The organism is Microcystis sp. M090S1, from assembly GCF_020246295.1.
Taxonomy (GTDB): domain Bacteria; phylum Cyanobacteriota; class Cyanobacteriia; order Cyanobacteriales; family Microcystaceae; genus Microcystis; species Microcystis aeruginosa.
The window spans coordinates 1-2,947 of record NZ_JADBTF010000504.1 but is presented as its reverse complement, the minus strand read 5'-3'; the positions used below and the strand labels follow the sequence as shown (position 1 = coordinate 2,947).

At 44.0% G+C, this 2,947-nt stretch carries 4 protein-coding genes; 2 read left to right on the top strand and 2 right to left on the bottom strand.

Going from position 1 to position 2,947, the window contains the following annotated elements; genetic code table 11:
• Positions 1-270: 270 nt before the first annotated feature.
• A complete protein-coding gene (locus IM477_RS22210; protein ID WP_287733512.1) occupies positions 271-663 on the top strand; it encodes a hypothetical protein in 393 nt (130 codons plus the stop codon).
• A 246-nt stretch (positions 664-909) separates the two neighbouring features.
• Here IM477_RS22210 and IM477_RS22205 read toward each other — a convergent pair whose 3' ends face one another.
• Together IM477_RS22205 and IM477_RS22200 are read right to left on the bottom strand one after the other, a co-directional pair.
• Positions 910-1,305: a hypothetical protein gene (locus IM477_RS22205; RefSeq protein WP_287733510.1), complete on the bottom strand. Its 396-nt coding sequence runs from the start codon at positions 1,303-1,305 to the stop codon at positions 910-912.
• 282 nt (positions 1,306-1,587) lie between these two features.
• Complete coding sequence (locus IM477_RS22200) at positions 1,588-1,902, bottom strand: hypothetical protein (RefSeq protein WP_002735918.1); 315 nt, start codon at positions 1,900-1,902, stop codon at positions 1,588-1,590.
• Positions 1,903-2,192: 290 nt separating this feature from the next.
• Here IM477_RS22200 and IM477_RS22195 point away from each other — a divergent pair, with 290 nt between their 5' ends.
• Positions 2,193-2,696 (top strand): hypothetical protein, encoded by a 504-nt coding sequence (locus IM477_RS22195; protein WP_002792980.1) that lies wholly within the window; start codon positions 2,193-2,195, stop codon positions 2,694-2,696.
• The last annotated feature ends 251 nt before the right edge of the window (positions 2,697-2,947 follow it).

Here is a 2,947-nt window from a genome sequence, read left to right as displayed (position 1 = left end):
GTCCCACGGTACGTTGACCGCCTATAGCTTCTTGTACTTGTTGCGCGCGACTTTTTACCCGGCCAAGCTTTTCTGGTCGGGACCCCCTCAGCCGAGTTTTCAAGGTGCTGCGCCGTCCACTTGGTTTTCGAGACTGGCCTTTTAATTCTAACGTAAAGCCAACCTAGAACGGCGGGGTTTCAGACCCAAAATTTCCGATGAGAAAGTTATCCGCAATCAATAAAGTATCGAATCTGGGCAAGAAAAATTCAACTAAGAGGAGTTTAACTGATGACAGCCGCCACTGAAAAAGATTTAAAAAGATTAGAGGATTTAATCATCGGTATTGCCAACGGACAAAAGGCGATCGAAAACCGACTAACCACCCTGGAAAACCGACTAACCACCATAGAAAACGGACAGAAGAATTTAGAGTTAGGGCAGTCGGAAATTAAAGGCGATATCCGAACCCTAGACGCGAAGATAGAGGGTTTAAGCGATCGAGTTAAAGTTATAGAGAACGCGGCGGGGAAAACCACCGATCTCGCCGAAAAAGTCGGGGAATTGAAAAACTGGAAACAGATCGGAGTAGTGGTGATCACCGCTTCGCTCAGTTCGATCCTCAGTGGTGTTACGGGTGGGGTAATCGGTTGGCTAATCCGAGCGGCGAAAGTTAATCCCTAATGGCGTTGCCGAATCAAGAATATGAATGCTGATTTTGCACCCGTCCACCAGCCAACCTAGTCCTAGGTTTTAAAAATTGCCCAAGAAGACAGGTGATAATTATCGCCAAAATACTCTAGGGAGTAACCTAAATAACCAACCTTAAAAAAACTCTCTGCTACACTTGAGTCAGTAGATGCACCCTGATGAAAAAGGAGAGTCAAAGAAAGCTCTCCTTTTTTTTTGAGAAAGCAATCCCGGGGGGATTTAGCCGCGGTTAGCAGGTAGTTTCGCTTTGCGCGCCATGTCTTTGAAACCATTCAAACTTGGACCAGGGCGACGGCGAGACAGACTAGGAGTAATCAAGTATTTTGTCGCAAATTCCACTTCTTGCGGCTCTACTTTACCGTTAGTGGGGGCTACGGGGGCCGGTGCGCTCACAGGAGCGGCGGGAGTTTCTTTTACTTGCTTTTCTTTCTTAACAGAAGTTTTTTTGGCTTTTTTCTCGGCTACGGGGGCGGCAGCAGACTCCACAGCAGGGGCAGGCGCTTCCACAACAGGCGCGGCTGCTGCCGTGGTTGCTGTCGCTTTTTGTTCACCATCGGTTTCTTTTAGTTCTAGGTAAAAGTCAGATTTTTTGCCACCAAAGAGATTTTTTAACATCGGGGATCACTCCGAGAGTTGGGAAAATGTAAAAGACTAGGTATTTTAAAATTTATCATTGACCGGGATCAGGCAGCAAACAAGATTATTCTCTTGACGATTTGCCTCTTTCATCTATTTTTCTTTGGATAATCCCTAACAGAAAAAGGTTTTAAAAACAAGTTAAATTTACAAAAATTAACAAAAATCTAGAACGAGAAACCCCGACGCAAACAAGGGCAAAAACTGCTAGAGACGTTGCTGACAACGTCTCTAGATTATTGATTGGGGATTTGGTCGGATTTAGCTGGCTGCGGGTACACGGCTGCCGCTAACTCCGGGGACAGGACCACGACGAATGTTGGTTTCCGCTTCGATGGGAACGAATTCAATATGATTGAGGAGGGTAGTAACGAAAGCAAAGAGTAAAAAAGGCAAAGAGAGGACGACGACTAACCCCACGGTAGCGAGGGCGAAAATTTGTCTAGTGCTACTCCAAAGAGCTAGAGTGGAAGCGAGAGTAAGAAAAATAACGATTAACCAAACGATTATTTGTCCGTAAATATCTCCGAAGGTGAGGGTGCAAACCATGCGATAGTTACGAAAATCCTTATCCATAACAGTAAACCCGTAGATAGTCAGTTATTGTTTCAGGGTAAGTCTAGAATCGTCACCTTGGTCAATATTTAAAGGTTTTTATAAACACTTGTTGATAAATCTTTACAATTCTGCGCCGAGCGGGTAGCCAAATCTAGAGGTAAGAGCGGTATTGTTTGGTTGTCCTTCCGGAAAACTAAGTTGATATTATAAGAATTGATAAGAATTGCTAAGAATTACCAAAAAACTGGCCAAAATTTTGGCGAACGCTCTTTACAATTAAATTATAAAGGCAAGGAGGAGCAAGCCTAATGAAAACTTTTGTTGAGCGTTATCGGTCTTGGTTTAATTGGACAACCCTAGCCATGGTTGTTCTCGGTTTCTGGTTAAGTGCCAGTTTCGTCATCGATTTAATCATTCTCCCCAGCTTATCCGTAGCTGGCATGATGACACAAAATGGCTTTGCCAGTGCTGGTTACTTGCTATTTGGCATTTTTAACCATCTGGAATTAGTTTGTGCGGCGATTGTGCTGTGTAGCTTTGTTGTCTTCCACCGCTATCATACCTTAATCCATCTCCCCGAACATCGATCGCTTCTATTCGCCGGTGTTCTCTTAGTAATCACCCTAATTTACACCTATTTTCTCACTCCCAATCTGAGCGCTATGGGTTTACTAGCTCCCGTTACTGCGTCGGGAATGTCGGGAGAAATGATGTCTTTGCAGATTGGTTATTGGTTTCTAGAAGTGGTTAAAGGTTTGATAGCTTTTACCCTGTTGCGCTGGTGTTGGCGAGATGCCTTTAAGTTGGCTTAGTTTTTGATGACAAGCGGGGTTCAACCCGCTTTTTTTAGTTCTAGCAATATAATCCGCCTATTTGATTCGTGAACGGAGAGGCAGTACAACTGGCGAATCCAAGAATAGAGGTGGTAAATATTTTACATTTCATTTAGGCGCACTAGGGGATTCCATGATTGATAACGAACAGGTTTAATAACTTGCTAAGTGGGTGGGTGGAATTAAATATAAGATGAACGTAGGTTGGGTTGAAGCATGAAACCCAACGC

Excerpts from the sequence above, each read along its gene's own strand:
- IM477_RS22210 (WP_287733512.1), top strand. The coding sequence starts at position 271 with ATGACAGCCGCCACTGAAAAAGATTTAAAAAGATTAGAGGATTTAATC.
- IM477_RS22205 (WP_287733510.1), bottom strand. The coding sequence starts at position 1,305 with ATGTTAAAAAATCTCTTTGGTGGCAAAAAATCTGACTTTTACCTAGAA.
- IM477_RS22200 (WP_002735918.1), bottom strand. The coding sequence starts at position 1,902 with ATGGATAAGGATTTTCGTAACTATCGCATGGTTTGCACCCTCACCTTC.
- IM477_RS22195 (WP_002792980.1), top strand. The coding sequence starts at position 2,193 with ATGAAAACTTTTGTTGAGCGTTATCGGTCTTGGTTTAATTGGACAACC.